Origin of the sequence: Streptomyces sp. NBC_01384, assembly GCF_045040035.1 — a bacterium.
In the GTDB taxonomy this organism is placed as follows: Bacteria; Actinomycetota; Actinomycetes; order Streptomycetales; family Streptomycetaceae; genus Streptomyces.
Genome location: NZ_CP109559.1, coordinates 6,011,986 through 6,034,757 on the forward strand (window position 1 = coordinate 6,011,986; position 22,772 = coordinate 6,034,757).

Sequence of the window (22,772 nt, forward strand, 5' to 3'; positions counted from 1 at the left end):
GCGTGATGCCCGCCCCTCTCCACCACCATCTCGACCCCCGTCTCCTCCGCGCCTTCCTCGCCGTCGCCGAGGAGTTGCACTTCACGCGGGCCGCCGCCCGGCTGTACGTAGCCCAGCAGGCGTTGAGCCGGGACATCCGGCGGCTGGAGCGCGAACTCGGGGCGGAGCTGTTCGTGCGGACGACCCGGCAGGTGGCGCTGACGGTGGACGGCGAACGGCTGCTGCCGTATGCGCGGCGGGTGCTGGAGGCGCAGGACGCGCTGCTGTCCGCGTTCGCGGGGGGCGGGCCGGAGCGACCGCTGCTCGTCGACGTCAATTCCCCGGGGCTGGCCTCCGGCCGGGTTCTCGATCGGGCCCGCGCGCTCGCCCCCGACTGCGAGCTGATGGCCCGCTTCGAGAGCGGGCTCACCGGCGCGGCGGGGGAGCTGCTCGCGGGGCGCCTGGACGCGTCGTTCGGGCGGTTCGCGGGGCTCGAACCGGCGGTCCGGGCCCGGCTCGAACAGCAGCCCGTACGGTACGAGCCGATGACCGTGGTCCTGCCCGAGGACCACCGCCTGGCCGCGCTGGACGCGGTGCCGCTGGAGGCGCTCGCGGGCGAGACCGTGTACGCCGGTGCGGGAAATCCGCGGACGCGGGAGTGGACCGACCTGGCGTGTCAGCTTTTCGCGGGGCGCGGCATCGAGCTCGCGCCGCCCGCGCCGGTGGCCGTCGGCGCCGAGGAGTTCCGGCGGATCATGACCAAGAAGCGGAACCCCGTCCTCGCGGTGGTGGACTTCCCGGCCATGCCCGGCACCGTACGCAGGCCGCTGATCGACCCCGTCCCGCTGTCACCGGTGTCGCTGGTGTGGCGCAAGGGGCTGACGCATCCCGGAATCGATGCGCTTCGACGCGCCGCGGGGGAACTGGCGTCGGAGGAGGGGTGGTTGCGGCGTCCCGCCGGGGGGTGGCTCCCGGCCGCGGACGAGGAGCTTATGGGAATGGGGCAGGGAGAGCACCGCCACCTCACCGTCGCCCCCGCGCTCTCGTGAGAGCAACGTTCCTTTCCGGTCACTCACAGCCACAGACCGGAAACGCGTCCTCCCTACCTTCGGGACTCAGCCAGTCGTTGTACGACACCTGGGCACCGCACCGGAGAACCGTGGAGGCGTCATGACAGCCCCTAGTACAGCCCCCGCACAGAGCAGGGGAGGCCGCTGGATCCAGGAGTGGGATCCGGAGAACGAGACCTTCTGGAAAGAGACGGGTGAGAAGGTCGCCCGGCGGAATCTGCTCTTCTCCGTGCTCTCCGAGCACATCGGGTTCTCGATCTGGACCATGTGGTCGGTGATGGTCCTGTTCATGGGGCCCGAGTACGGGCTCACCCCGGCCGACAAGTTCATGCTCACCTCGATGGTGACGCTGGTCGGGGCGGTGGTGCGGGTGCCGTACACCTTCGCTGTCGCGATCTTCGGTGGCCGGAACTGGACCATCGTCTCGGCGAGCCTGCTGCTCATCCCGAGCGTCGCCGCGTTCGTGGTGATGAAGCCCGGGACCTCGTTCAACACCTTCCTGCTGGTCGGCCTGCTCGCCGGTATCGGCGGTGGCAACTTCGCCTCCAGCATGACCAACATCAACGCCTTCTTCCCGCTGAAGAAGAAGGGCTGGGCGCTCGGACTGAACGCCGGCGGCGGCAACATCGGCGTGCCCGTCATCCAGCTCGTGGCGCTCGCGATCATCGGCGCGAACGGCGGTCCGAGGGTCCTGCTGGGGATCTACATCCCGCTCATCGTCGTCGCCGCCGTGCTCGCCGCCGTCTACATGGACAACATCGCGTCCGTGAAGAACGACACCGGCGCCGCCAAGGACGCCGCGAAGGACGTGCACACCTGGATCATGTCCTTCCTCTACATCGGCACCTTCGGATCGTTCATCGGCTACAGCTTCGCCTTCGGACAGGTGCTGCAGAACGAGTTCGGACGCACGCCCCTGCAGGCCGCGTACGTCACCTTCATCGGCCCGCTGCTCGGCTCGCTGATCCGGCCCGTGGGCGGCTGGCTCGCCGACCGCTACGGCGGCGCCCGCATCACGCTGTGGAACTTCGTCGCCATGGCCGGCGCGACCGGTGTCATCGTCGTCGCCTCCACCCAGAAGTCGCTGCCGCTGTTCACCGTCGCGTTCATCGCGCTGTTCGTGCTCACCGGCCTCGGCAACGGCTCGACGTACAAGATGATCCCCGGCATCTTCCAGGCCAAGGCCGTCGCCAAGGGACTGGAAGGGGAGGAAGCTGCCTCCTACGGGCGGCGGCTGTCCGGCGCCTCCATGGGCCTCATCGGTGCGGTCGGCGCGCTCGGCGGCGTCGGCATCAACCTCGCCTTCCGGCAGTCCTTCCTCTCCTACGGCTCCGGCACCGGCGCCTTCGTGGCCTTCCTCGCCTTCTACGCGGTGTGCTTCCTGGTCACCTGGGCCGTATACCTTCGCGGCCCCGCCACCCAGACCCGGACCACCACTGCCGCAGAGGCGAAGCCGCAGCTCAGCTACGTCGAGGTCTGACGTAACACGGGTGACATCAAGCGGAACCGAGCCTGTCACGGGGCGTTGACAGGCTCGGTCAGCCGTAGGTGCACAAAGACCCCAGCGCGAGACGAGAGCCATGGACGACGAAGAGCAGCGGCCGGCCCGGCAGGACCACGGCCCCCTCGCGGGGTTCACCGTGGGCGTGACGGCCGCGCGTCGGGCCGACGAACTCGGGGCACTGCTCCAGCGGCGCGGCGCCGCCGTCCAGCACGCGCCCGCCCTGCGTATCGTGCCGCTCGCCGACGACAGCGAACTGCTCGCCGCCACCAAGGAACTCATCGACCGGGCGCCGGACATCGTGGTGGCCACCACCGCCATCGGGTTCCGCGGCTGGATCGAGGCCGCCGACGGCTGGGGGCTCGGCGAGGCCCTGCTCGGGCGGCTGCGCGAAGTGGAGCTGCTCGCACGCGGACCCAAGGTCAAGGGCGCCATACGGGCCCAGGGGCTGACCGAGGAGTGGTCGCCGTCCTCCGAGTCCATGGCCGAGGTGCTCGACCGGCTCCTGGAGGAGGGCGTCGAGGGGCGCCGTATCGCCGTACAACTGCACGGCGAGCCGCTGCCCGGGTTCGTGGAGTCGCTACGGGCCGCCGGAGCCGAGGTCGTGGGGGTCCCCGTCTACCGGTGGATGCCGCCGGAGGACCTCGGGCCCCTCGACCGGCTCCTCGACGCCACCGTCACCCGCGGCCTGGACGCGCTCACCTTCACCAGCGCCCCCGCCGCCGCCTCCCTGCTCTCCCGCGCCGAGGACCGCGGCCTGCTCCCCGAACTCCTCGCTGCCCTCCACCACGACGTCCTGCCCGCCTGCGTCGGCCCGGTCACCGCACTCCCCTTGCAGGCGCACGGCATCGACACCGTCCAGCCCGAGCGCTTCCGGCTCGGCCCCCTCGTCCAGCTGCTCTGCCAGGAACTCCCCGGCCGCGCCCGCACGTTGCCGATCGCCGGCCACCGGGTCGAGATCCGCGGACACGCCGTGATGGTCGACGGGGCGCTGCGGCCCGTACCGCCCGCCGGGATGTCGCTCCTGCGGGCTCTGTCACGCCGCCCCGGCTGGGTCGTTGCGCGCGCCGAACTGCTGCGCGCGCTGCCGGGAGCCGGGCGGGACGAGCACGCCGTCGAGACGGCCATGGCCCGGCTGCGTACGGCACTCGGCGCGCCCAAGCTCATCCAGACCGTCGTCAAGCGCGGCTACCGGCTCGCGCTCGACCCTGCCGCCGACTCCAAGTACGCCGACATGTAACGCCTGCCGAACCTTCCGTACAGGAGCAGCGCACGGGCCGGCGCGGTCGTACGCCGCCCCCGGCCTTTGCCCGTGATGGCTGGGCCTTGGCCTGTGATGTCTGTCATGGGACTCAGTCAACCGACGCCCCGGCACAGGTGACATGGCTCAGGGCGCGCGCCCCCGTACGCGGTCGTCCACGGCCCGGTCGGTACCGGGTCTTCCGGTCACGCACGCGGCCATGCACTGTAGGGGGTACGGCCCCTACCGGCCCCTCACGGCGGTAACCCCAAGGCGGTGACAGGCGCATGGCATCGGGCATGGCATCGGGCATGGCCGCGGCCTCGTACGAGCTGCGGTTCGACTCCGGGCGGATCTGCCTGGACCTCCTGGCGACCACCCACCCCGAGGAACGGCTCGACTCGGTGGACCAGCTGCGCGCCTGGATCATCCGCTCCGGACTTGTCCCCGCGGGCACCCCGCTCGCGGCGGCCGACACCGCCTGGCTCGTGGACTTCCGCGAACTACGCGGTGATATCGCCCAGTTGGTCCGCGGTGAACTGGACGGGCGACCCGTCGACGCCGCGCTCGCCCGCGTCAACGCCGTCGCGCTCGCCGCCCCGCCCGCCCCCTGGGTCGTACGCGCGGACGACGGTTCGCTGCGGCGCCGGCTGCACACCCCGCCCGGCTGCCCCGGGCTGCTCGCCGTCATCGCCCGCGACGCCCTCGAACTGCTCACCGACCCGGCGGCGCGCGCGAGTCTCAGGCAGTGCGAGGGGGACAACTGCCCGATCGTCTATCTCGACACCTCCCGAGGGCGGCGCCGGCGATGGTGTTCCAGCGAGGTGTGCGGCAACCGGGAGCGCGTGGCCCGGCACCGACGCCGGGCGGCTCTCGCTCGCGCGTGAAGGGACTTTCCGGGCTTTATCTCAGCCCTACGTGATCTTCCGATCGCGCCCAGTGATCAAGACGACATCTTCACAACTCCATCAAGAAATATGTGCCAGCTCTTTGAACGCATCCGCACGCACACACGTACCCCGGGATGAGCGACCGACTGGGGGATCCCCCGGACACCGGAGGTAGGCGTGCGCAAGGATTCCGCCGTGGCTGATGAACGAAGGTCAAGGGCCCGACATCGCATGAATCCGTCTGCGTCGGCTTCGTCGAGCGAACCCGACGAGGAGCTGATGCGCGCGCTGTACCGGGAGCATGCAGGTCCTTTGCTGGCGTATGTGCTGCGGCTGGTCGCGGGGGATCGGCAGCGTGCCGAGGACGTTGTGCAGGAAACACTCATCCGTGCCTGGAAGAACGCCGGTCAGCTCAATCGTGCGACCGGTTCGGTACGACCCTGGCTGGTGACGGTCGCCCGGCGCATCGTCATCGACGGCCACCGCAGCCGGCAGGCCCGGCCGCAGGAGGTGGACCCGTCACCGCTGGAGGTCATCCCCGCGGAGGACGAGATCGACAAGGCGTTGTGGCTGATGACACTGTCGGACGCGCTGGACGACCTGACCCCTGCTCACAGGGAAGTTCTGGTCGAAACGTACTTCAAAGGGCGTACGGTCAATGAGGCGGCCGAGACGCTCGGCATCCCCAGCGGCACCGTGCGCTCCCGGGTGTTCTACGCCCTGCGGTCGATGAAGCTGGCGCTGGAGGAGCGGGGGGTGACGGCATGAACACATACGGGGGATACGGAACAGGCGGTCCAGGAGCCATGCAGGGACCACGAGGTCAACAGAACCCCGGTGACAACATCCACGAGACCGTCGGCGCCTACGCCCTCGGCATCCTCGACGACGCCGAGGCGACGGCCTTCGAGGGCCATCTCGCCACCTGCGAGTGGTGCGGCCAGCAGCTCGACGAGCTCGCCGGGATGGAACCGATGCTCGCCGCGCTCGCGGATCTGCCCGCCTCCCAGGGCACCCCGGCCATCGGCGAGTCGCTGTCCCTCCGCCCGAGCCCACGGCTCGCGGAACGGCTGGTCGACGAGGTGTCGGAGCGCCGCGCGATCAAGCGCCGACGCGGTATGTACCTGGTGGCGGCCGCGGCCGCGCTGATCATCGGCGGTCCGCTGACGGTGATGGCGGTCAACGGTGGCAGCGACAGCAGTACGTCGCCGCCCGTGGCGATGGCGACCAGTCCGGCCAAGGCCGCCTTCGACGTCATGACGGACAGGAAGTCGGCCACGGACCCGAGCACCAAGGTCAACGCCGTCGTCGCGATCGAGAAGAAGGACTGGGGCACCCACGCCGTCCTTCAGCTCAAGAACGTCAAGGGCCCGCTCAAGTGCTCCCTGATCGCCGTCGGCAAGAACGGCGAGCGTGAGACGGTGACCTCCTGGGCGGTTCCGAAGTGGGGTTACGGCATTGCGAACGCCAAGGCCGCAGAGGGGAAGAACCCCCTCTACGTGCACGGCGGCGCGGCCTTCGCCCCGAGCGAGATCGATCACTTCGAAGTCATGACCTTCGACGGGAAGCGGCTCGTCGAGGTGAACGCGTGAGCGAACTCAGGGCGCGCACGTAGCCTCACGGGGCCCCCTTCGCGTACGGTTGACGGCTGCCCAGCACGTCAGAAGGGGGCCCGGTGGCCGCTCAGGCTCAGCAGGAAACCGCGCTCGACCAGATCCACGATTCCGCACAGGACGATTCCGTACGGGATCGTGAGATCAGCGTCGAGCAGCAACATCTGGACCGGGTGTACCGGCGCCTCGAGGAGAAGATCCACGAGGCGGAGTTCTTGATGAACGACGCCGCCCAGCGCGGCCAGGTCGGTACACCGGGGGCGCTCGCGGAGCGCGACGCCCAGGTGTTCCGGGCGGGAATTCACCTCAACCGCCTCAACAACGAGTTCGAGGACTTTCTCTTCGGCCGGATCGACCTGCTGCTCGGGAAGGACGGCAAGAAGGGGCCCGACGGCGCGTACACGGCCGTCGAACCCGCCGAGGGTGTCGTACGGACGGACGAGACCGGCCAACACGCCTCCATCGCCGAGACGCTCCACATCGGCCGGATCGGGGTGCTCGACGCGGAGTACGCGCCGCTGGTCATCGACTGGCGGGCGCCCGCCGCGGCACCCTTCTACCGCTCGACACCCGTCGACCCCGGCAGGGTCGTACGCCGCCGGGTCATCCGCTCCAAGGGCCGCAAGGTCCTCGGCGTCGAGGACGACCTGATGCGCCCCGAGCTCAAGGCCACCCTCGACGGCCGTGAACTCCCGGTGATCGGCGACGGCGCCCTGATGGCCGCGCTCGGCCAGGCCCGCAGCCACACCATGCGCGACATCGTGGCGTCCATCCAGGCCGAACAGGACCTGGTGATCCGCGCCCCCGCCGCGTCGGTGACGTACGTGGAGGGCGGCCCCGGCACCGGCAAGACGGCCGTGGCCCTGCACCGGGCCGCCTACCTCCTCTACCAGGACCGCCGCCGCTACGCGGGCGGCATCCTGATCGTCTCGCCCACCCCCTTGCTGGTCGCCTACACCGAGGGCGTGCTGCCCTCCCTCGGCGAGGAGGGCCAGGTCGCCATCCGCGCCATCGGCTCCCTCGTCGACGGCGCGGAGGCCACCCTGTACGACTCCCCGGCCGTGGCCCGCGCCAAGGGCTCGTACCGGATGCTGAAGGTGCTCCGGAAGGCGGCGCGGGGCGCCCTGGAACCGGCGCCGAACCCCAGGTCCGCACGCTCCGCGCGGGACGGTGCCGCGCCGGCAGACGGCTCACGGACGGGCGGCTCACGGACGGGCGGTTCACGGACGGGCGGTGCCGAGCGGCTCGCCGCCGGTGACAGCCCCGAGCAGCCCGCTCCCGGCGGCGATGTCGAGCAGCTCACCTTCGGTGACGGCACCGGGCAGCTCGCCTTCGGCAACGGCGCCGGCCGGCTCGCCTTCGGCGACGAGGACGAGCCGCGAGGCCCGGCGACAGTGCCCACCCGCCTCCGTGTCGTCGCCTTCGGGCGGCGGCTGGAGCTGGAGGCCGCCGAGCTGGACCGGATCAAGCGCAACGCGCTGAGCGGCACCGCGCCGGTGAACCTGCTGCGCCCGCGCGCCCGCAAGCTCCTGCTGGACGCGCTGTGGGCGCAGTCCGGGGCCGGTACGCGGCACACGGACCCGGAGCTGGCCGCGGAGCTGCGGTCGTCGTTCGACGAGGACGTCGCCTCCGAGGACAGCTTCATCGAGTTCCTGAACGCGTGGTGGCCGGAGCTGACCCCGCGGGGCGTCCTGGCCGCCATGGCCGACGAGCGGCGGCTCGGACGCTGGGCGCGGCGCATTCTCAACCCCGGCGAGGTACGGCGGGTCGCGCGCTCGCTCAAGCGGGACGGGCTGTCCGTGCACGACGTGGCGATGCTGGACGAGCTCCAGGCGATCCTGGGGGTGCCCGCCCGGCCCAGGAAGCGGCGCGAGCTGGACCCGCTGGACCAGCTCAGCGGCCTCGAGGAGCTCATGCCCGTACGCGAGGAGTCGCAGCGCGAGCGGGCCGAGCGGCTGGCGCAGGAGCGCACCGAGTACGCGCACGTCATCGTCGACGAGGCGCAGGACCTCACGCCCATGCAGTGGCGCATGGTGGGCAGGCGCGGGCGGCACGCCACCTGGACCGTCGTCGGCGACCCGGCGCAGTCCTCGTGGTCCGACCCCGACGAGGCCGCCGAGGCCCGTGACGAGGCCCTGGGGACCCGTCCCCGGCGCCGCTTCAACCTCACCGTCAACTACCGCAACCCCTCCGAGATCGCCGAGCTCGCCGCCAAGGTCCTCGCCCTCGCCATGCCCGGCTCCGAGTCCCCGTCCGCCGTACGGTCCACCGGCGTCGAGCCGCGCTTCGTGGCGACGAACAAGGGGCACGGCGCCGCGACGAACAACGGACACGGCGCCGCGACCAACAACGGACACAGCGCCGTCGTACGGGACTCGCTCGCGGGGACCGTACGCGCCGAGGCCGCGCGTCTCCTGGACCGCGTGGACGGCACCGTGGGCGTCGTGGTGGCCATGAACCGGCGCGAGGAGGCCGCCCGCTGGCTCGCCGGGCTCGGCGACCGGGCGGTGGCGCTGGGCAGCCTGGAGGCGAAGGGACTGGAGTACGACGCGACGGTGGTCGTCTCGCCCGCGGAGATCGCGGACGAGTCGCCGGCGGGGCTGCGGGTGCTGTACGTGGCGCTGACCCGGGCCACCCAGCAGCTGACCGTGGTGTCGGGGGAGCGGGACCAACCGGATGCGAACGGGGTGCCGGACCTGCTTCGGGACTGACACGGGGCGGTGTTTCCCCGGCCGCCCACCCGTCTGGCCCCGCTCGCCTCGCCGAAAATGAACTCTCGGGGTGGGAATTGCCTTACGGGGATCGTTTGTTACCTTGGATGTGACACCGGCCCGATCCAAGCCCCCGGGCCCAACCTTCGTCGCCACGAGCGACCACTTGCCGCGAGGCGAGCATGGCGGGTCGGTGTCATTGAACGTGTGAGGGAAGGAATGAGGTCCACGTCACCTTGTGACGTGGACCTCATTTTTTTGCGAATGCCTCCGAACGCCTTGAGAACAAAACGTTCGCAACCCGGGGCGGCTACCACGTACTCCGCGGTAGGTGCGACGATCGGACGGCAAACCAAGCGTCACGGTGAAAGCAGAGGAAGTCGGCCATGGCAACGGCGCCCAGCGTCTCCTACTCGATGACGGTCCGGCTGGAGGTACCCGCGAGCGGAACCGCGGTCTCCCAGCTCACCACGGCCGTCGAGTCCCACGGAGGCTCGGTCACCGGCCTCGACGTCACCGCTTCCGGCCACGAGAAGCTCCGGATCGACGTCACCATCGCGGCGACCTCCACCGCGCACGCCGACGAGATCGTCGAGCAGCTGCGCCACATCGAGGGCGTGACTCTCGGCAAGGTCTCCGACCGGACGTTCCTCATGCACCTCGGCGGCAAGATCGAGATGCAGTCCAAGCACCCGATCCGCAACCGTGACGACCTCTCCATGATCTACACCCCGGGCGTGGCCCGCGTGTGCATGGCGATCGCCGAGAACCCCGAGGACGCCCGCCGCCTCACCATCAAGCGCAACTCCGTTGCGGTCGTGACGGACGGCTCCGCCGTGCTCGGGCTCGGGAACATCGGTCCCATGGCCGCCCTGCCGGTCATGGAGGGCAAGGCGGCCCTGTTCAAGCGGTTCGCCGGCATCGACGCCTGGCCGCTGTGCCTGGACACCCAGGACACCGACGCGATCGTCGAGATCGTGAAGGCCATCGCCCCCGGCTTCGCGGGCATCAACCTCGAGGACATCTCCGCGCCGCGCTGCTTCGAGATCGAGGCCCGGCTGCGCGAGGCCCTCGACATCCCCGTCTTCCACGACGACCAGCACGGCACCGCGATCGTCGTCCTCGCGGCCCTCACCAACGCCCTGCGGGTGGCGGGCAAGGACATCGGTGACATCCGTGTCGTCATGTCCGGCGCGGGTGCGGCCGGTACCGCCATCCTCAAGCTGCTGATCGCCGCGGGCGTCAAGAACGCCGTCGTCGCCGACATCCAGGGCGTCGTGCACGCGGACCGCGCGGACCTCGTCGACGCCGCCTCCGATTCGCCACTGCGTTGGATCGCCGACAACACCAACCTCGAGGGCCTCACGGGCACGTTGAAGGAGGCCGTGCGCGGCGCCGACGTGTTCATCGGCGTCTCCGCCCCGAACGTGCTCGACGGCGACGACGTGGCCGCCATGGCCGAGGACGCCATCGTGTTCGCGCTCGCGAACCCCGACCCCGAGGTCGACCCGGCAATCGCCCGCCAGACGGCGGCAGTTGTCGCCACCGGCCGCTCGGACTTCCCCAACCAGATCAACAACGTCCTGGTCTTCCCGGGCGTCTTCCGCGGTCTCCTGGACGCCCAGTCCCGCACGGTCAACACGGAGATGATGCTGGCTGCCGCGACCGCCCTCGCGGACGTGGTGACCGAGGACGAGCTCAACGCGAACTACATCATCCCGAGCGTCTTCAACGACAAGGTCGCGGGCGCGGTCGCCGGAGCGGTGCGCTCCGCGGCGAAGGCGGCGGGGGCGTCGGCGGCGGTCGAGTAGGAACCCGGGGTCGGTGCGGGCATCGCCTGGGGCCGGCGCCCCCGGACCCCCGCATCGGCTCGGGTGATGCCGGTCGGCGCTTTGCGTGGTGTGACTTGCTGTGACGATCGCCACGGTGCCCGTGTGTCGGCGCGTCGCGGGATGCGGGGTCCCTGGCCGCCCTCTAGGGTGGCGGCCAGGCTCAGGCCTCCCAGGCCCTGCGGTCCGCTGCCGGGAGCGGACGGAGCGTCACCACACTGAGGCAGTGGCGCTTTTCGTGTGACTCCCAAGGGTGTTCGTGTGACTCCCAGGGGTGCCGGATTGGCTTTCCCGCCGCAGGTGGGGGCAGGATGCGTCTTCGGGCGCGAGGGTCTGGCTACGGACCCGGGTCCGGGGACCGACCGAGGGCCCTGGCAGCATCGGCTTCGCCGCATTCAGCATGCGGCTCCGCCGCGTGGCACGCCTCAACGGCAAGAAGAACACGGGAGTAACAACATGAACCGCAGTGAGCTGGTGGCCGCGCTGGCCGACCGCGCCGAGGTGACCCGCAAGGACGCCGACGCCGTTCTGGCCGCGTTCGCCGAGACCGTCGGCGAGATCGTTGCCAAGGGCGACGAGAAGGTCACCATCCCCGGCTTCCTGACCTTCGAGCGCACCCACCGTGCCGCTCGCACCGCGCGCAACCCGCAGACCGGCGACCCGATCCAGATCCCGGCCGGCTACAGCGTGAAGGTCTCCGCGGGCAGCAAGCTCAAGGAAGCGGCCAAGGGCAAGTAAGCCGCGTTCGTGTGCTGCGGGACGGCGCACGACCCGCAGCAACGCCGGCAGTAACGCCAATGGGGCGGCCCCCTTTACCGGGGCCGCCCCATCGTCGTACGTACGCCTACCGCCGCTCCCCGAGCGACAGCCGTGCTGTCTGTGCTATCCGAGCGCCTTGCCCGGCAGCTCGACCTTCGCGCCGAGTTCCACGAGCTTCTCCATGAAGTTCTCGTAGCCGCGGTTGATCAGGTCGATGCCGTGGACGCGGGAGGTGCCCTGGGCCGCGAGGGCGGCGATCAGGTACGAGAAGCCGCCGCGGAGGTCGGGGATGACCAGGTCGGCGCCCTGGAGCTTGGTGGGGCCGGAAACGACGGCCGAGTGCAGGAAGTTGCGCTGACCGAAGCGGCAGTTCGAGCCGCCGAGGCACTCGCGGTAGAGCTGGATGTGCGCGCCCATCTGGTTGAGCGCGGAGGTGAAGCCGAGCCGGGACTCGTACACCGTCTCGTGGATGATCGACAGGCCCGTGGCCTGCGTCAGGGCGACCACCAGCGGCTGCTGCCAGTCGGTCTGGAAACCGGGGTGGACGTCCGTCTCCAGGGCGATGGACTTCAGCTGCGAGCCCGGGTGCCAGAAGCGGATGCCCTCGTCGTCGATCTCGAACGCCCCGCCCACCTTGCGGTAGGTGTTCAGGAAGGTCATCATCGAGCGCTGCTGGGCGCCGCGGACGTAGATGTTGCCCTCGGTCGCCAGCGCCGCGGAAGCCCAGGAGGCGGCTTCCAGGCGGTCCGGAAGAGCCGCGTGGGTGTAGCCGCCGAGCGAGTCCACACCGGTGATGCGGATCGTCCGGTCGGTGTCCATGGCGATGATCGCGCCCATCTTCTGCAGTACGCAGATGAGGTCCTCGATCTCGGGCTCCACGGCCGCGTTGGACAGCTCGGTGACGCCCTCCGCGAGCACCGCCGTCAGCAGCACCTGCTCGGTCGCGCCGACGGACGGGTACGGCAGCTGGATCTTGGTGCCGCGCAGCCGGTGCGGAGCCTCCAGGTACTGGCCGTCCTCCCGCTTCTCGATCTTCGCGCCGAACTGCCGCAGCACCTCGAAGTGGAAGTCGATGGGACGGCCACCGATGTCGCAGCCGCCGAGACCCGGGATGAACGCGTGCCCCAGACGGTGCAGCAGCGGGCCGCAGAAGAGGATCGGGATGCGCGACGAGCCCGCGTGGGCATCGATGTCGGCGACGTTCGCGCTCTCCACGTGCGAGGGGTCCAGCACCAGCTCGCCCGGCTCCTCACCCGGACGGACCGTCACGCCGTGCAGTTGCAGCAGTCCGCGTACGACGCGCACGTCGCGAATGTCGGGGACATTGCGCAGCCGGCTCGGCTCGCTGCCCAGCAGGGCGGCGACCATGGCCTTCGGTACGAGATTCTTCGCACCGCGGACACGGATCTCGCCCTCGAGCGGGGTTCCGCCGTGGACAAGCAGTACATCGTCAGAGCCGTTGACGGTCATGTATCTCGCGTTCCGATGAGTTGGGCAGGAGTGAGCATCGGCAGACCTGTTGGGCGGGAGCCGAAGAGCAAGGGTAATCGCCGCCCACCCCCCTTAAGTAAGCCCGAGTACCACTCAGCCACGTCATAGCTTTGCCACAACACGAACCGTTTGGAATCGGGCACACGGGGTCACCGATGGCGCTGTGCGCGGGGGGCGCTTCTCTGCGCCGTGGGCTGCATTCACCCGGGTACGGGTATTGGGTCCCCCTACGCGGGGAAGATGCGGGATCATGTCTGGCATGACCGAGGTGTCCTCGCTCACAGGGCGGCTGCTCGTGGCCACACCCGCCCTGGCGGACCCGAACTTCGATCGCGCGGTAGTGCTGCTCCTCGACCACGACGAGGAGGGCTCGCTCGGTGTCGTCCTCAACCGGCCGACCCCGGTGGGCGTCAGCGACATCCTGGAGGCCTGGGCGGACCTGGCCGGGGAACCCGGTGTCGTCTTCCAGGGCGGCCCGGTGTCGCTGGACTCGGCACTGGGCGTCGCGGTGATCCCGGGCGGCGTCGCGTCCGAGGAGCGCGCACCCCTCGGATGGCGGCGCGTGCACGGTGCGATCGGCCTGGTCGACCTGGAGGCCCCGCCGGAACTCCTCGCCTCGGCCCTGGGCTCCCTGAGAATCTTCGCCGGGTACGCGGGCTGGGGCCCGGGCCAGCTGGAGGACGAGCTGACCGAGGGCGCCTGGTACGTGGTGGAATCCGAACCGGGAGACGTCTCCTCCCCGTCCCCGGAACGCCTCTGGCGCGAGGTCCTGCGCCGCCAGCGCAGCGAACTGGCGATGGTGGCGACGTACCCGGACGACCCTTCGCTCAACTGATGTCTGTGACCTTCAGTACCCTTGGCGCTTATGAGCACTCTTGAGCCTGAGACCCAGCCCCAGCGAGGCACTGGGACGGGAACCCTCGTGGAGCCGACGCCGCAGGTGTCGCACGGCGACGGGGACCACGAGCGCTTCGCCCACTATGTCCAGAAGGACAAGATCATGGCGAGCGCCCTCGACGGCACGCCCGTCGTGGCCCTCTGCGGCAAGGTGTGGGTCCCGGGCCGCGACCCGAAGAAGTACCCGGTGTGTCCCATGTGCAAGGAGATCTACGAGTCCATGGGCGCCGGCGGCGACAAGGGCAAGGGCGGCCAGGACAAGTAAGGCAAGTTTGGACAAGTAGCGGGCACGGGCGCGGGCACGAGTCCGCCGGCCTGACGATCGCAAGGCCCCCTGGGCGCGTTTTGGTGCGCCCCGGGGGCCTTTGCGCCGTCTGCCGTTGCACAGGGTGCGTCGCCCGGTCACAAGGTGGTTGAGACCTCTTGTGGGCATGTTCATGTAGTCCATAGCGTCCGGTGTGTTGTGCAGAGCGAAACCATCATTGCGCATGTTGCAACGCCCTCTCATCGGAGGATGCTCGATGAAGCTCTCTGTGAAGCTGCCCGTGCTGCCCGTGAAGCTCCCTGCCCGAACGGCCGTCGCCCTCGCCGCCCTTGTCGTCGCCACCGCCTGCGCTCCCCAGACCTCCGGCAACTCCTCCTGCGGAAAGGACGGATGACGAACGGCGGCGGCATCGCCGGCCAGAACCTCGTGCTGAATGTGTACGCCTGCCAGAAGGCGTTCGCCTCCTCGCAGTACGGCCTCGGCTCGGCGATCGGCGTGGTGATGCTGGTGATCCTGCTCGCGGTCACGCTGGTGTATTTGCGACGGCTGCGCAGACAGGGGGAGGAACTGTGAGTCTTGTACCCGGCTTCGTACGGCGTCCCCGGCGTCCCCGGCGTCCCCGGCGTCCGTGGCGGCTCGCCGCCGAAGCGTCCGCGCTGTTGATCGCCGTGGTCGTCGCCTTTCCCCTCTGCTGGATGGTGCTCAGCGGCTTCAAACCGGCCGGAGAGATCGAGTCGACCGAGCCCCGGCCGTGGACGCTTTCGCCCTCCCTGGATTCCTTCCGGCGCGTCTTCGGGCAGCGGGAATTCGGCTGTTACTTCCTCAACAGCCTGGCGGTGGCCGGCACCGTGGTCGTCGTCTCGGCGCTGATCGCGTTTCTCGCGGCGACGGCGGTCACACGATTCCGCTTCCGTTTCCGGACCACCCTGTTGATCATGTTCCTGGTCGCGCAGATGGTGCCCGTGGAGGCGCTGACGATCCCCCTCTTCTTCCTCATGCGGGACTTCGGTCAGCTGAACACGCTGGGCTCGCTGATCCTGCCCCACATCGCCTTCTCGCTGCCGTTCGCGATCTGGATGTCGAGGGGGTTTGTGAAGGCCGTTCCGGAGGCGCTGGAGGAGGCCGCGTACATCGACGGGGCGAGCCGTGCGCGATTCCTCTGGCAGATCCTTTTCCGCTCGTCTTCCCGGGGTTGGTGGCCACGAGTGTCTTTTCCTTCATCTCGGCCTGGAACGACTTCCTGTTCGCCAAGTCCTTCATCATCAGCGACACCTCGCAGTCCACCTTGCCGATGGCTCTCCTGGTCTTCTGCAAGCCCGACGTTCCGGACTGGGGAGGCGTGATGGCGGCGTCCACGGTGATGACGATTCCGGTGCTGATCTTCTTCGTACTCGTACAGCGACGACTGGTCTCCGGCCTCGCCGGAGCGGTAAAGGACTGACGTGACCGATGTGATTCCGGCGCCCCGCGCCGTCGAGGGACCCATGCGCTGCGGGGTCATGTTCGAAGCGGACACCACCCTGTGGGCCGCGCCCGGCACGGGCACCGTGGAGCGCTGGCTGCGCGCCGCGCTCGGCGCGGCGCTCGGCCTGCCGCTGCCACCAGGGCCGCAGGACGCCCGCAACGCCGTACGGCTGCTCCTCGACGACACCCTGGAGCCGGAGGCGTACAAGCTCAGCGCCGTCGTCAACTGGGGCGTCGAGATCCGGGGCGGCAGCGCGGCCGGGGTGTTCTGGGGCGCGCAGACACTGCGCCAGCTCCTCGGGCCCGACGCCTTCCGCCGTGCCCCCGTCCGGCCGGGAACGACCTACGGAATCCCGAGCCAGATCATCGAGGACGCCCCCCGATTCCGCTGGCGCGGACTCATGCTCGACGTCTCCCGGCACTTCATGCCCAAGGACGGCGTCCTGCGCCATCTCGACCTGCTGGCCGCCCACAAACTCAACGTCTTCCACTTCCACCTCACCGACGACCAAGGCTGGCGTGTCCAGATCAAGCGCTACCCGAAGCTGACGGAGGTCGGATCCTGGCGGGCGCGCACGAAATTCGGTCATCGCGCCTCACCCCTGTGGGAGGAGAAGCCGCACGGGGGGTTCTACACGCAGGACGACATCCGCGAGATCGTCGCGTACGCGGCCGAGCGGCATATCAGCGTCGTCCCGGAGATAGACATCCCGGGGCACAGCCAGGCCGCCATCGCCGCGTATCCGGAACTGGGCAACACCGACGTCATCGCCGCAACCATGGAAGGCGCCACCTCCCTCTCCGTCTGGGACACCTGGGGCGTCTCCAAAAACGTACTCGCCCCCACTGACAACACCCTGCGCTTCTACGAGGGGGTGTTCGAGGAACTCCTCGACCTGTTCCCGGCGGACGCCGCCCCGTTCTCGCACTTCTTCCACATCGGCGGCGACGAGTGCGCCAAGGACCAGTGGAAGCAGTCGCCCGCCGCGCAGGCGCGTATCAAGGAACTGGGGCTCGCGGACGAGGACGAGTTGCAGTCGTGGTTCATCCGGCACTTCGACAACTGGCTCTCCGCGCACGGGCGTCGGCTGATCGGCTGGGACGAGATTCTGGAAGGTGGGCTTGCGGATGGCGCCGCCGTCTCGTCGTGGCGCGGCTACGGCGGCGGCGTCACGGCCGCCCGGGCCGGTCACGACGTCGTCATGTGCCCCGAGCAGCAGGTGTACTTGGACCACCGTCAGGCCGCGGGCCCGGACGAGCCGGTGCCCATCGGATACGTCCGCACCCTGGAGGACGTCTACCGCTTCGAGCCCGTTCCACCCGAGCTCACCGAATCGGAGGCACGGCATGTGCTGGGCACTCAGGCGAACGTGTGGACCGAGGTGATGGAGGATTTCGCGCGCGTGGACTACCAGGCGTACCCGCGGCTCGCGGCCTTCGCCGAGGTCGCCTGGAGCGCTCTGCCCGCCCCGGCCGAGCGGGACTTCGCGGACTTCGAGCGGCGGATGACCGCCCACTACAGGCGACTTGACGCCCTGGGGGTGGCCTATCGCCCGCCTACCGGGCCCCTTCCGTGGCAACGGCGACCGGGCGTGCTCGGACGCCCGATCGAGGGGGCGCCCCCAAACGTGTGAGGCGACGCCCTACCGGCGTGTCCCGGCCCGTTCGCCCTGGCACCGTGTCCCCACAAGGCAAAAGGCGCCCAAGGATCACCGAAGGGTGGCAATTCGCACTGACCGGCGATGTCGTACGAAAACGGACCATCTCCCTGGTGAGGGGGCGAATGCCTCCTAGCGGACCCCCGCGTCGGGGGCCGGGGAAGATGTGCCAGAGTTGCCACGTCCGCCCTGTCAGCACGTACCGTACGCGCAACACAGGTGGGACCAGGTGGGGCAGCGGGAAGGGGCAGCCGGTTTTGACCACGCACGCACCGCAGGCGGCGCAGGCCGTGACGCTGCCCGCCTCGCTGGACGAGGCAGTGGCGGCGCTGGCCGCCATGCCCGCCGCCGTTCCCGTGGCCGGCGGCACCGATCTCATGGTCGCCGTCAACTCCGGACAGCTGCGGCCCGCCGCGCTTGTCGGCCTCGGCCGGATCAGCGAGATCCGCGGCTGGCAGTACCAGGACGGCCATGCGCTGCTCGGCGCCGGCCTCACCCATGCGCGCATGGGGCGCCCCGACTTCGCGGCCCTCATTCCCGCGCTCGCCGCCGCCGCGCGCGCGGCCGGGCCGCCGCAGATCCGTAACGCGGGCACCCTGGGCGGCAACATCGCCTCGGCCTCGCCCACCGGGGACGCGCTGCCCGTACTGGCCGCCTTGGAGGCCACGCTGATCATCGCGGGCCAGGGCGGGGCCCGCCGGGAGATCCCGGTGTCGCACCTGCTCGCGGGCATGGAGATGCTCCGCGGCGGCGAACTCATCGGCTACGTGCGCGTGCCACTGCTGCACGCGCCGCAGGTCTTCCTGAAGGCGACCGGACGCACCGGACCCGGGCGCTCCATCGCGTCCGTGGCACTCGTTCTCGACCCGGCCCGGCGTGGCGTGCGGTGCGCCGTCGGCGCCATAGCGCCGATGCCGCTGCGGCCCCTGGACGCGGAGGCGTGGGTCGCCCAGCTGATCGACTGGGACAACAACCGCGCGATCGTGCCGGAGGCGCTCAACGCCTTCGGGGAGTACGTCGCCGCGGCCTGTATCCCCGACCCCGTCCCCGCCGAGGACGGCTCCGTACAACAGCTTCCGCCCGCCGTACTGCACCTGCGGCGCACCGTCGCCGCGCTGGCCCGACGAGCACTGGGGAGGGCACTGTCGTGACCGACGACCAGCACGGAGAGGGCACTCCGCAGCGCAGCAGCGGCCGGTGGGACCCCCTCCCTCAGGGTGACTACGACGACGGCGCCACCGCCTTCGTCAAGCTTCCCGAGGGCGGCATCGAGGCCCTTCTGGCGGAGCGTGAAAGCCCGCTCGCGGCGCCCGGCCACAGCTATGTGCCCCCGCAGATCGCCGTGGCGCCCCCGGCGGCCGAGCCCGGGGTCGCGGGCACGTGGAACGTGCCGGCCGAGGCGGTCCAGTGGCCGGATCCCAACGCCGGACACCAGGACGCCACGCATCACGACGCCACGCATCACGACACCGGGTACCTCGACACCGGGCATCAGCAAGCCGGTCTTCACCAGGCCGCGCGTCGCCAGACCGCGCACGACGGGTTCTCGTACCACCCGGGCGCCACCGGGCAGTGGGACTTCGGGGAGGCCGCCAGGGAAGGCGCCTCCACCGGGCACCACGAGACCGGCGAGACCGGCGTGTCGGGTCACGATGTCACCGGGCAGTGGTCGATTCCGGTCGCCGGAGGCGACCTTCCGGACGAATCGGGCGAGTTCACCACGTCGGCGCTGGTCGAGCAGTGGGGCGGCACCCCGCCCGCCACGCTCCCGGGCGGCGCGGCCGCGCCCTGGGCCACGACGGAGACCATCGGGCAGCCGTGGTCCGCCGCGCCACGGACCGTGGACCCGCAGGCCCCTGAGGCCCCTCACGCCCCCGCGGAGCCCGCACGGGCCTCGCGTGCGGATTCGCCCGCCGAGGCCGTCCAGGCGCCCGCACAGGCCGCTCACGAGGCTCCTGAGCCGGTCGCCGGGCCTGCCCCGGCCACGGTCGGGGCATCCGGGACCCCGGACGCGCCCGAACCGGACCCCGCCCCGGCCCCGACCGCCGCCTCGCCTTCGGCCCCGGAAGCCCCTGAAGCCCCCGAGTCGGACGACCGCCACGGGTCGGATGCTCCCCCGGCCGACGCCACCGAGCCGGAAGCCCCCGCCGAGTTCCCGGCACCCCCGCACGACGAACACCCCCTCGCCTCCTACGTCCTGCGCGTCAACGGCGCAGACCGCCCCGTGACCGACGCCTGGATCGGCGAGTCGCTGCTCTACGTCCTGCGCGAGCGCCTCGGCCTCGCGGGTGCCAAGGACGGCTGCTCGCAGGGCGAGTGCGGAGCCTGCAACGTCCAGGTGGACGGGCGGCTCGTGGCGTCCTGCCTGGTGCCCGGCGTCACCGCCGCGAGCAGCGAGGTGCGTACGGTCGAAGGCCTGGCCGCCGACGGACAGCCCTCGGACGTACAGCGCGCGCTCGCCAAGTGCGGCGCCGTGCAGTGCGGTTTCTGCATCCCCGGCATGGCCATGACCGTGCACGACCTCCTCGAGGGCAACCCGGCCCCCACTGAGCTGGAGACCCGCCAGGCGCTGTGCGGCAACCTGTGCCGCTGCTCCGGCTACCGCGGGGTCCTGGACGCCGTACGCGAGGTCGTCGCCGAACGCGAGGCGCACAGCGCGGCCGCCGCCGAGGCCGCGCCGGACGCGGACGAGGTGCGCATCCCGCACCAGGCGGGTCCCGGCGCGGGCGGCGTCAACCCGTCGGCGTTCGGAGCCTCGGGCGTGTCGCCCGGCTCGCCCCCGTCGGTGTACGAGGACTCCGCACCGTACGGGGCCCCTTCTCCGTACGGGGCCGCTTCTCCGTACGGCGACCCTTCTCCGTACGACGACCCTTCCGCGTACGACTCGCAGGCGCCGCATGAGCAGCCGTACGGCCAGGACGGAGGCCAGGCGTGAGCAACGAGACCGTGACCGCGACTGCCGCGGCACCCGAGACCGGCCCCGAGCCGCTGCCGCACGGGCTCGGCGTGTCGCTGCCCACCGCGGAGGCCCGCGCCAAGACGGAGGGCACCTTCCCGTACGCGGCCGACCTGTGGGCCGAGGGCCTGCTGTGGGCGGCCGTGCTCAGGTCCCCGCACCCGCACGCGCGCATTGTGTCCATCGACACCAGCCACGCGCGCGAGATGCCCGGCGTCCGGGCGGTCATCACCCATGAGGACGTACCCGGCGCCGCGCTGCACGGCCGCGGCAGGGCGGACCGCCCGGTGTTCGCCTCCGAGGTCGTACGCCACCACGGGGAGCCCATCGCGGCCGTCGCCGCCGACCACCCGGACACCGCGCGGATGGCCGCCGCGGCCGTCATCGTCGAGTACGAAGTACTCGATCCGGTGACCGACCCGGAGCAGGCCTTCGAGGCCGAACCCCTGCACCCCGACGGAAACCTGATCCGGCACATCCCGCTGCGCCACGGCGACCCGGACGCGGTCGGCGAGATCGTCGTCGAGGGCCTGTACCGCATCGGCCGCCAGGACCCGGCCCCGATCGGCGCCGAGGCCGGTCTCGCCGTGCCCCGCCCGGACGGCGGGGTCGAGCTCTACATCGGCTCCACCGACCCGCACGCCGACCGCGACACCGCCGCCGCCTGCTACGGCCTGGAGCCCGAGCGCGTGAAGATCGTCGTCACCGGAGTGCCCGGCGCCACCGCCGACCGCGAGGACCAGGGCTTCCAACTCCCGCTCGGCCTGCTCGCGTTGCAGACCGGCTGCCCGGTGAAGTTCACCGCGACACGCGAGGAGTCCTTCCTCGGCCACGCCCACCGGCACCCGACACTCCTGCGCTACCGCCACCACGCCGACACCGACGGCAAGCTGGTGAAGGTCGAGGCACAGATCCTGCTGGACGCGGGCGCGTACGCCGACACGTCCTCCGAGTCGCTGGCCGCCGCGGTCTCCTTCGCCTGCGGTCCCTATGTCGTCCCGAACGCCTTCATCGAGGGCTGGGCCGTCCGCACCAACAACCCGCCCTCCGGCCATGTACGCGGCGAGGGCGCCATGCAGGTCTGCGCCGCCTACGAGGCGCAGATGGACAAGCTGGCCAAGAAGCTCGCCCTCGACCCCGCCGAGCTGCGCCTGCAGAACGCGATGGCCACGGGTGACGTCCTGCCGACCGGCCAGACGGTGACCTGCCCGGCCCCGGTCGCCGAACTCCTGCAGGCCGTAAGGGACTACCCGCTCCCCGCGCTCCCCAAGGACACCCCCGAGGACGAGTGGCTGCTCCCGGGCGGCCCCGAGGGCGCGGGCGAACCCGGCGCCGTACGCCGCGGGGTCGGCTACGGCCTCGGCATGGTCCACATGCTCGGCGCCGAGGGCGCGGACGAGGTCTCCACGGCCACGGTCAAGGTCCACGACGGCGTCGCCACGGTCCTGTGCGCCGCCGTCGAGACCGGCCAGGGCTTCACCACGCTGGCCCGGCAGATCGTCCAGGAGACGCTCGGCATCGACGAGGTGCACGTGGCACCGGTCGACACCGACCAGCCGCCCGCGGGCCCGAGCTGCCGGGGCCGCCACACCTGGGTGTCGGGCGGAGCGGTCGAACGCGCCGCGAAGATGGTCCGTACGCAGCTGCTGCAGCCTCTGGCGCACAAGTTCGGCATGTCCACCGAGCTCCTCCAGATCACGGACGGCAAGATCACCTCGTACGACGGCGTGCTCTCGACCACCGTCACCGAGGCGATGGACGGCAAGGAGCTGTGGGCGACCGCGCAGTGCCGCCCGCACCCGACGGAACCGCTGGACGCGGCCGGGCAGGGCGACGCCTTCGTGGGCCTCGCCTTCTGCGCGATCCGCGCGGTGGTCGACGTGGACATCGAGCTCGGTTCGGTACGGGTGGTGGAGCTGGCGCTCGCCCAGGACGTGGGCCGGATCCTCAACCCGGCGCAGCTGGCGGCCCGTATCGAGGCGGGCGTCACCCAGGGCGTCGGCGCCGCGCTCACGGAGAACCTGCGCACCGCGCGCGGCCTGGTCCGCCACCCCGACCTCACCGGCTATGCCCTCCCGACCGCCCTGGACGCCCCCGACATCCGCATCGTCAAACTCGTCGAGGAGCGCGACGTCGTCGCCCCCTTCGGCGCGAAGGCGGCCAGCGCGGTGCCGGTGGTGACCTCCCCGGCGGCCGTCGCGTCCGCCGTACGCGCGGCGACCGGCCGCCCGGTCAACCGCCTCCCGATCCGCCCCCAAGCCGCGGTGGTGACGCCGTCATGAGTACCCCTGAGCCGATGAGCCCCGAATCACCCGAGCCCACCCTGGCCGGCGATCCCGAACAGCCCCGCTACGAACCCCCGCCCAGCGTCGGGAAGCTGATGATCTGGGTCCTGGTGTTCTTCGTGGCGGCCTTGGCGGTCGTCCTGGGCGGCGTGTACCTGACCTGA

18 protein-coding genes and 2 pseudogenes are annotated in these 22,772 nt (G+C 70.9%); 19 read left to right on the forward strand and 1 reads right to left on the reverse strand.

What is annotated here, in order from left to right; all coding sequences use genetic code 11:
* The first annotated feature begins 5 nt into the window (after positions 1–5).
* From OG747_RS27615 to OG747_RS27655, 9 genes are all read left to right on the forward strand, one after another.
* The gene (locus OG747_RS27615; protein WP_405882091.1) at positions 6–1,028 is read left to right on the forward strand and encodes a LysR family transcriptional regulator; all 1,023 of its coding nucleotides are present in this window, start codon (positions 6–8) and stop codon (positions 1,026–1,028) included.
* Positions 1,029–1,149: 121 nt separating this feature from the next.
* Positions 1,150–2,529 (forward strand): nitrate/nitrite transporter, encoded by a 1,380-nt coding sequence (locus tag OG747_RS27620; protein WP_405882092.1) that lies wholly within the window; start codon positions 1,150–1,152, stop codon positions 2,527–2,529.
* 100 nt (positions 2,530–2,629) lie between these two features.
* Positions 2,630–3,790, forward strand: a complete 1,161-nt coding sequence (locus OG747_RS27625; RefSeq protein WP_405882093.1) for a uroporphyrinogen-III synthase — start codon at positions 2,630–2,632, stop codon at positions 3,788–3,790.
* A gap of 299 nt (positions 3,791–4,089) precedes the next feature.
* Positions 4,090–4,677, forward strand: coding sequence for a CGNR zinc finger domain-containing protein (locus tag OG747_RS27630; protein WP_405882094.1), 588 nt, complete (start codon positions 4,090–4,092; stop codon positions 4,675–4,677).
* A 234-nt stretch (positions 4,678–4,911) separates the two neighbouring features.
* Positions 4,912–5,448: a sigma-70 family RNA polymerase sigma factor gene (locus OG747_RS27635; protein WP_266652727.1), complete on the forward strand. Its 537-nt coding sequence runs from the start codon at positions 4,912–4,914 to the stop codon at positions 5,446–5,448.
* 38 nt (positions 5,449–5,486) lie between these two features.
* Positions 5,487–6,272: an anti-sigma factor family protein gene (locus OG747_RS27640; RefSeq protein ID WP_405882095.1), complete on the forward strand. Its 786-nt coding sequence runs from the start codon at positions 5,487–5,489 to the stop codon at positions 6,270–6,272.
* An 83-nt stretch (positions 6,273–6,355) separates the two neighbouring features.
* Positions 6,356–9,004, forward strand: a complete 2,649-nt coding sequence (locus OG747_RS27645) for a HelD family protein (protein WP_405882096.1) — start codon at positions 6,356–6,358, stop codon at positions 9,002–9,004.
* A gap of 386 nt (positions 9,005–9,390) precedes the next feature.
* On the forward strand, positions 9,391–10,815 hold the full coding sequence (locus OG747_RS27650) for an NAD-dependent malic enzyme (protein WP_405882097.1): 1,425 nt from the start codon (positions 9,391–9,393) through the stop codon (positions 10,813–10,815).
* Positions 10,816–11,289: 474 nt separating this feature from the next.
* Entirely contained in the window at positions 11,290–11,571 is a 282-nt protein-coding gene (locus OG747_RS27655) for an HU family DNA-binding protein (RefSeq protein ID WP_007382399.1), read from the forward strand.
* A gap of 144 nt (positions 11,572–11,715) precedes the next feature.
* On the opposite strand, the gene murA is transcribed toward OG747_RS27655, so the two are convergent.
* Entirely contained in the window at positions 11,716–13,062 is a 1,347-nt protein-coding gene (murA, locus tag OG747_RS27660) for a UDP-N-acetylglucosamine 1-carboxyvinyltransferase (RefSeq protein ID WP_405882098.1), read from the reverse strand.
* 280 nt (positions 13,063–13,342) lie between these two features.
* On the opposite strand from murA, the gene OG747_RS27665 reads away from it, so the two are divergent.
* The 10 genes and pseudogenes from OG747_RS27665 to OG747_RS27710 all read left to right on the forward strand — a co-directional run bounded on the left by OG747_RS27665 (position 13,343) and on the right by OG747_RS27710 (position 22,772).
* Positions 13,343–13,918: a YqgE/AlgH family protein gene (locus OG747_RS27665; protein ID WP_405882099.1), complete on the forward strand. Its 576-nt coding sequence runs from the start codon at positions 13,343–13,345 to the stop codon at positions 13,916–13,918.
* A gap of 30 nt (positions 13,919–13,948) precedes the next feature.
* A complete protein-coding gene (locus tag OG747_RS27670) occupies positions 13,949–14,245 on the forward strand; it encodes a DUF3039 domain-containing protein (protein WP_075029065.1) in 297 nt (98 codons plus the stop codon).
* Between the two features lie 256 nt (positions 14,246–14,501).
* Positions 14,502–14,639 (forward strand): hypothetical protein, encoded by a 138-nt coding sequence (locus OG747_RS27675; RefSeq protein ID WP_405882100.1) that lies wholly within the window; start codon positions 14,502–14,504, stop codon positions 14,637–14,639.
* A pseudogene (locus OG747_RS27680) lies at positions 14,636–14,818 on the forward strand (sugar ABC transporter permease); the annotation flags it as partial. The gene OG747_RS27675 and the pseudogene OG747_RS27680, both read left to right, overlap by 4 nt.
* Positions 14,815–15,686 (forward strand): annotated as a pseudogene (locus OG747_RS27685) (carbohydrate ABC transporter permease). The pseudogenes OG747_RS27680 and OG747_RS27685, both read left to right, overlap by 4 nt.
* A gap of 1 nt (position 15,687) precedes the next feature.
* Entirely contained in the window at positions 15,688–17,343 is a 1,656-nt protein-coding gene (locus OG747_RS27690; RefSeq protein WP_405882101.1) for a beta-N-acetylhexosaminidase, read from the forward strand.
* Positions 17,344–17,624: 281 nt separating this feature from the next.
* Positions 17,625–18,518, forward strand: a complete 894-nt coding sequence (locus OG747_RS27695) for an FAD binding domain-containing protein (protein WP_405882102.1) — start codon at positions 17,625–17,627, stop codon at positions 18,516–18,518.
* The gene (locus OG747_RS27700) at positions 18,515–20,302 is read left to right on the forward strand and encodes a 2Fe-2S iron-sulfur cluster-binding protein (RefSeq protein ID WP_405882103.1); all 1,788 of its coding nucleotides are present in this window, start codon (positions 18,515–18,517) and stop codon (positions 20,300–20,302) included. Before OG747_RS27695 ends, OG747_RS27700 begins: the two co-directional genes overlap by 4 nt.
* On the forward strand, positions 20,299–22,605 hold the full coding sequence (locus OG747_RS27705) for a xanthine dehydrogenase family protein molybdopterin-binding subunit (protein ID WP_405882104.1): 2,307 nt from the start codon (positions 20,299–20,301) through the stop codon (positions 22,603–22,605). Before OG747_RS27700 ends, OG747_RS27705 begins: the two co-directional genes overlap by 4 nt.
* On the forward strand, positions 22,602–22,772 hold the full coding sequence (locus OG747_RS27710) for a hypothetical protein (RefSeq protein WP_405882105.1): 171 nt from the start codon (positions 22,602–22,604) through the stop codon (positions 22,770–22,772). The genes OG747_RS27705 and OG747_RS27710 overlap by 4 nt, the downstream gene beginning before the upstream one ends.

What these genes read in the sequence shown, in the direction of transcription:
- OG747_RS27655 (WP_007382399.1), top strand. Translation starts at nt 11,290, where the DNA reads ATGAACCGCAGTGAGCTGGTGGCCGCGCTGGCCGACCGCGCCGAGGTG.
- OG747_RS27710 (WP_405882105.1), top strand. Translation starts at nt 22,602, where the DNA reads ATGAGTACCCCTGAGCCGATGAGCCCCGAATCACCCGAGCCCACCCTG.
- OG747_RS27635 (WP_266652727.1), top strand. Translation starts at nt 4,912, where the DNA reads ATGAATCCGTCTGCGTCGGCTTCGTCGAGCGAACCCGACGAGGAGCTG.
- OG747_RS27625 (WP_405882093.1), top strand. Translation starts at nt 2,630, where the DNA reads ATGGACGACGAAGAGCAGCGGCCGGCCCGGCAGGACCACGGCCCCCTC.
- OG747_RS27640 (WP_405882095.1), top strand. Translation starts at nt 5,487, where the DNA reads ATGCAGGGACCACGAGGTCAACAGAACCCCGGTGACAACATCCACGAG.
- OG747_RS27650 (WP_405882097.1), top strand. Translation starts at nt 9,391, where the DNA reads ATGGCAACGGCGCCCAGCGTCTCCTACTCGATGACGGTCCGGCTGGAG.
- OG747_RS27665 (WP_405882099.1), top strand. Translation starts at nt 13,343, where the DNA reads ATGACCGAGGTGTCCTCGCTCACAGGGCGGCTGCTCGTGGCCACACCC.
- OG747_RS27615 (WP_405882091.1), top strand. Translation starts at nt 6, where the DNA reads ATGCCCGCCCCTCTCCACCACCATCTCGACCCCCGTCTCCTCCGCGCC.
- OG747_RS27675 (WP_405882100.1), top strand. Translation starts at nt 14,502, where the DNA reads ATGAAGCTCTCTGTGAAGCTGCCCGTGCTGCCCGTGAAGCTCCCTGCC.
- OG747_RS27630 (WP_405882094.1), top strand. Translation starts at nt 4,090, where the DNA reads ATGGCATCGGGCATGGCCGCGGCCTCGTACGAGCTGCGGTTCGACTCC.
- murA (WP_405882098.1), bottom strand. Translation starts at nt 13,062, where the DNA reads ATGACCGTCAACGGCTCTGACGATGTACTGCTTGTCCACGGCGGAACC.
- OG747_RS27620 (WP_405882092.1), top strand. Translation starts at nt 1,150, where the DNA reads ATGACAGCCCCTAGTACAGCCCCCGCACAGAGCAGGGGAGGCCGCTGG.
- OG747_RS27670 (WP_075029065.1), top strand. Translation starts at nt 13,949, where the DNA reads ATGAGCACTCTTGAGCCTGAGACCCAGCCCCAGCGAGGCACTGGGACG.